At 68.5% G+C, this 4,700-nt stretch carries 5 protein-coding genes; 4 read left to right on the top strand and 1 reads right to left on the bottom strand.

Going from position 1 to position 4,700, the window contains the following annotated elements:
- Positions 1-55: 55 nt before the first annotated feature.
- Positions 56-1,837 (top strand): DUF885 domain-containing protein, encoded by a 1,782-nt coding sequence (locus tag VA603_RS00525; protein ID WP_323437619.1) that lies wholly within the window; start codon positions 56-58, stop codon positions 1,835-1,837.
- Between the two features lie 113 nt (positions 1,838-1,950).
- Here VA603_RS00525 and VA603_RS00520 read toward each other — a convergent pair whose 3' ends face one another.
- Positions 1,951-2,373 carry a hypothetical protein gene (locus VA603_RS00520; RefSeq protein WP_323437618.1) on the bottom strand — a complete coding sequence of 141 codons (423 nt, stop codon included), beginning with the start codon at positions 2,371-2,373 and terminating at the stop codon, positions 1,951-1,953.
- 143 nt (positions 2,374-2,516) lie between these two features.
- Here VA603_RS00520 and VA603_RS00515 point away from each other — a divergent pair, with 143 nt between their 5' ends.
- From VA603_RS00515 to hemB, 3 genes are all read left to right on the top strand, one after another.
- Positions 2,517-2,765, top strand: coding sequence for a hypothetical protein (locus VA603_RS00515; RefSeq protein ID WP_132863745.1), 249 nt, complete (start codon positions 2,517-2,519; stop codon positions 2,763-2,765).
- Positions 2,766-2,873: 108 nt separating this feature from the next.
- Complete coding sequence (locus tag VA603_RS00510; protein ID WP_323437617.1) at positions 2,874-3,788, top strand: bestrophin family protein; 915 nt, start codon at positions 2,874-2,876, stop codon at positions 3,786-3,788.
- Positions 3,789-3,819: 31 nt separating this feature from the next.
- The coding region (hemB, locus tag VA603_RS00505; protein WP_323437616.1) for a porphobilinogen synthase at positions 3,820-4,700 on the top strand (881 nt) is incomplete at its 3' end.

Genomic DNA, 4,700 nt, shown 5'->3' with positions numbered 1-4,700 from the left:
TGCCGCAAAACTCCGGCCTGACGTAGCTTCCCGGCATCCACACCGGAGTTACCCCATGAAGCCGCTGGTCCTTGCTCTCGCCCTTGCCCTGGCTGCCCCTCTGCCGCTCAGCGTCGCCGCCGCACCTGCGGCCAAGTCCGCCCCCGCTTGGGTCACCCACAGCAACGAATTGGCGCAGATCCTGCTGCAGGCGCAGGCGCCGTTCCAGCCGGAGATGGCCAGCTTCTTCGGCGTGCCGGGTTACGACGACAAGGCGGTGGACCTGGGGCCGGACAATGCCGCGCGCTACCGCCAGGCACTGGGCAGTGCACGCGAGCGGCTGCGCGAGAAGCTCCAGCTCGAGCGTGACCCCAACGTGCGCCAGGACCTGGAGATCATGATCGCCACGGCCGAGCGCAACATCGAGGGCAGCACGCTCAACGAGCAGCACCTGATGCCGTGGGCGGACGTGCCGCAGACCGTCTTCAGCGGCCTCAACGGGCTGCTCTCCGACCAGGTGCCGGCCGAGCGTCGCGCCAAGGCACTGGACCGCCTGAAGGCTTACGTCGGGCAGGCACCGGGCACGCAGCCGCTGGCCACACTGGCGCGCCAGCGCTATGCCGAGAAGAGCGGCACGCCGAACCTGCTGCAACCGACGAAGATCGAGGTCGAGCAGGCCATCGCCAACGTCGATACCTACATCGACGGCATCGGCAAGCTGTTCGCCAAGTACAAGATCGAAGGCGCCGATGCGGCGCTGGCCGAACTGTCCACGCAGATGAAGGACTACATCGCCTGGACGCAGAAGGAGGTGCTGCCGCAGGCACGCACCGACAACCGCCTGCCGGCCGAGCTGTATGCCTTCCAGCTCAAGGAAGTGGGCGTGGATATCGACCCGGCGCTGCTGGTGCGCCGTGCCCAGCTCGAATACATGGAGACCCGTGCGGCGATGCGCCAGCTGGCACCGCTGGTGGCCAAGGACAAGGGCCTGAAGGTCGCCGACCCGAACGACTACGTGGCGGTGATCCGCGCGCTGAAGCAGGACACCATCGGCAACGACCAGCTCGAATCGCACTACCGCGGCGTGATCGACGCGATCGACCCGATCATCCGCAGGCAGGGCATCGTCGACGTGCCACAGCGGCCGTTGCAGATGCGGTTGGGCAGCGAGGCCGAAAGCGCCGCTTCCCCGGCCCCGCATTACCTTCCGGCGCCGCTGGTCGGCAATACCGGGCAGCAGGGCACCTTCGTGCTGCCGTTGGGCAACCCGGCGTCAGGCGGGAAGGCGCAGTACGACGATTTCAACTTTGGTTCGGCGGCGTGGACGCTGAGCGCGCATGAAGGCCGCCCCGGCCACGACCTGCAGTTCGCGGCGATGGTCGAGCGGGGCATCTCGCTGGCGCGCACGTTGTTCGCGTTCAACTCGGTCAACGTCGAGGGCTGGGCGTTGTACGCCGAAGCCGAGATGGTGCCGTTCGAGCCGCTGGACGGGCAGATGATCGCGCTGCAGTTCCGCCTGCTGCGTGCGGCCCGCGCCATGCTCGACCCGATGCTCAACCTCGGCCAGACCGACCGCGAACAGGCCCGCCGGGTGCTGGTCGAGGGCGTGGGCCTGTCCGAGGCGATGGCCACCCAGGAACTGGACCGCTACACCGTGCGTTCGCCGGGCCAGGCCTGCAGCTACTTCTATGGCTATACCCGCATCCTGGAGTTGCGCATGCAGACCGAGCTGGCGTTGGGCGACAAGTTCGACCGGCTGGCGTTCAACAACTTCCTGCTCGACCAGGGCCTGTTGCCGCCAGACCAGCTGGCCACGGCGGTCAACGAGGTCTTCATTCCGGCCCAGCGCCGGAAGTGAAAAAGGGCGCCGCAAGGCGCCCTTCTTTCTTGTAGGGGTGGCCTGGGCCGCGAAGCCCCCATGGCAGATGTCTATGGGTTTTCGCGGCTGAAGCCGCTCCCACCGGCGCTGGCTTACTTGCCGGCGCCGGGTGGCACCCAGATCGCCACGCCGGCAGCGCGCTTCTGCTGGGTGGGGATGCCCACGCTCAGGCCACCGGCGCTGTGCCGGCCGTAGCTGCCGGCGCCGACCGACATGCCCACCGGCGAGCCGCCGGCGCCCACGCCCATCAGGATCACGCCGTTGGCGCCCAGGGCGGCGGCCTCGCGCTTGAGGCGGGCGATGGCCGCGTCGGTCTGGCCCTGGGTGCCGAAGCCGACCGCGCTGGAGGACTCCAGCTGGGCGATCTCGACGGCGCCGGCCGGGGGGCTGGAATAGATCTGTACCGTGGCCGGATCCACCGGCGTGCGTGCCTGGCCGAGCATGACCTTGGACGTGCTGGCGCAGCCGCCGGTGGCCAGGGCCAGGCCCAATGCGATGGCGAGCGGGAATTTCATGGCTTCACTCCCCGGTGATCGGTGTTTGCGGATGATCCACGGCCGTGACTGAATCGGCCGCGAACTGGTTGCCGCGACGGCGGCCACTTGAACACGGGCATTTCCGGGCTATCTTGCAGTGAGTTTCTGATGGAGGAAAGGACATGGGACTGATCAGCCTTATCTGGGGTATCGCGGCATTGCTGTGGATGGTGCTGGCCTTCATCCCGCTGCTGGGCTGGGGGAACTGGTTCCTGATCCCGTTCGCCGCGGTGGGCGCGATCATCGCCGCCATCGGCCTGCTGTTCACCCACGCCACCAAGCGTGGCCGCGCCAAGACCGGCCTGGTGCTCAACGCCATCGTCATCATCGTCGGCGTGATCCGGCTGAGCATTGGCGGCGGCATCATCTGAAGCCCCGCCGACCGGGGGAACGGCCGTGGCCGGGCAGGGGGCGTAAAATAACGGGGTTGGCCGGGGTGTTTCCCGGCCGTCAGGGCCAGCGACAGGCGTAATCCCCCGATGATCATCCGACCCCGCCCCCACGGCTGGCAGCTGCTGTACATCCTGCGCGGCTCGATCGTGCCGGCCATCGCGCCCAAGGTGCTGGCCATCGGCGCGTTGGCGGTGGCCGTGGCGGCATTCGAGCGGTACTGGCACCCATTCGGCCGTGACGGCGTCACCGTGGTGCCGTTCACCCTGCTTGGCCTGGTGCTGTCGATCTTCCTGAGTTTCCGCAACAGCGCCTGCCACGAGCGCTGGTGGGAGGGCCGCAAGCAATGGGGGCAGCTGGTCATCGAGTCGCGCAGCTTCGCGCGCGAGGCGGCCGCGCTGCTGGCCCGCCAGCCGGCACTGCAGGCGCGCACCTCGCACCTGCTGATCGGTTTCGCCCATGCCCTGGCCGCCCGCCTGCGCGGCGGCGACGAGGCCGCGGCGACCGCACCGTGGCTGGCCCCGGACCAGGCCCCGGTGCTGGAACGACGCAACCTCCCGGATGGCGTGCTGGCGCAGTTGGGGCGCGAACTGGCGGTGCCGCTGCACGCCGGCCAGCTGGACCCGTACCTATACGCGCAGTTCGAAACACGCCTGCACGCGATGTCCGGCGTGCAGGCCGCCTGCGAGCGCATCGCCGGCACCCCGTTGCCGTTTGCCTACACCCTGCTGCTGCACCGCTGCGCGTGGCTGTTCTGCGTGCTGCTGCCATTCGGCCTGGCTGGTGCGCTGGGCTGGGCCACGCCGGTGGTGTCGATGCTGCTGGCCTATGCCTTTTTCGGCCTGGACCAGCTGGGCGAGGAAATGGAAGAGCCGTTCGGCCTGGAGCCCAACGACCTGCCGCTCGATGCGATGGTGCGTACCATCGAGATCGATGTGCTGGACGCGCTCGGCCATCGGCCGCTGCCCGAGCCTCTGCAGCCGCAGGGCTACCTGCTGCACTGAATCATTGCCATTGGAACCAAGGAGTACCGCGATGGGCCACCCCCTTTACCGTCCGCGCCGCATGCGCCATGACGCGTTTTCGCGCCGCCTGATGCGCGAGCACACGCTGACCACCGACGACCTGATCTGGCCGGTGTTCGTGCACGAGCTGGACGGCCGCGCGCCGGTCGGCTCGATGCCGGGCGTGGACCGCATGTCCATCGACGAGTTGCTGCGCGAGGCCGAGCAGGCGCTGGAGCTGGGCGTGCCGGTGATCGACCTGTTCCCGGTGATCGACCCCTCGCGCAAGTCGCTGGACGCGGCCGAGGCCTGGAACGAGGACGGCCTGGCCCAGCGCGCCGTGCGCGCGCTGAAGCAGCGCTTCCCCGAGCTGGGGGTGATGACCGACGTGGCGCTGGACCCGTACACCACCCACGGCCAGGACGGCATCATCGACGAGCGCGGCTACGTGCTCAACGACATCACCGTCGAGGCGCTGGTGAAGCAGTCGGTCTCGCATGCGCAGGCTGGCGTGGACATCGTCTCGCCATCGGACATGATGGATGGCCGCATCGGCGCCATCCGCCGCGCGCTGGACGCCGCCGGTCACATCAACTGCCGGATCATGGCCTATTCGGCCAAGTACGCCTCGGCCTTCTATGGCCCGTTCCGCGATGCGGTGGGCAGCTCCGGCAACCTGGGCAAGGCCGACAAGAAGACCTACCAGATGGACCCGGCCAACAGCGACGAGGCCATGCGCGAGATCGCGCTGGACCTGGAGGAAGGCGCGGACATGGTCATGGTCAAGCCGGGCATGCCGTACCTGGATATCGTGCGCCGGGTGAAGCAGGAGTTCGGCGTGCCGACCTTCGCGTACCACGTCAGCGGTGAGTACGCGATGCTCAAGGCCGCCGCGCTCAACGGCTGGCTGGA

Origin of the sequence: Stenotrophomonas capsici (assembly GCF_034961085.1) — a bacterium.
Taxonomy (GTDB): Bacteria; Pseudomonadota; Gammaproteobacteria; order Xanthomonadales; family Xanthomonadaceae; genus Stenotrophomonas; species Stenotrophomonas capsici.
Note: the sequence above shows the minus strand (reverse complement) of the source record. Positions and strands in the feature narration are given on the sequence as shown.

Coding starts and splice junctions, on each gene's coding strand:
- VA603_RS00525 (WP_323437619.1), top strand. CDS start 56: ATGAAGCCGCTGGTCCTTGCTCTCGCCCTTGCCCTGGCTGCCCCTCTG.
- VA603_RS00520 (WP_323437618.1), bottom strand. CDS start 2,373: ATGAAATTCCCGCTCGCCATCGCATTGGGCCTGGCCCTGGCCACCGGC.
- VA603_RS00515 (WP_132863745.1), top strand. CDS start 2,517: ATGGGACTGATCAGCCTTATCTGGGGTATCGCGGCATTGCTGTGGATG.
- VA603_RS00510 (WP_323437617.1), top strand. CDS start 2,874: ATGATCATCCGACCCCGCCCCCACGGCTGGCAGCTGCTGTACATCCTG.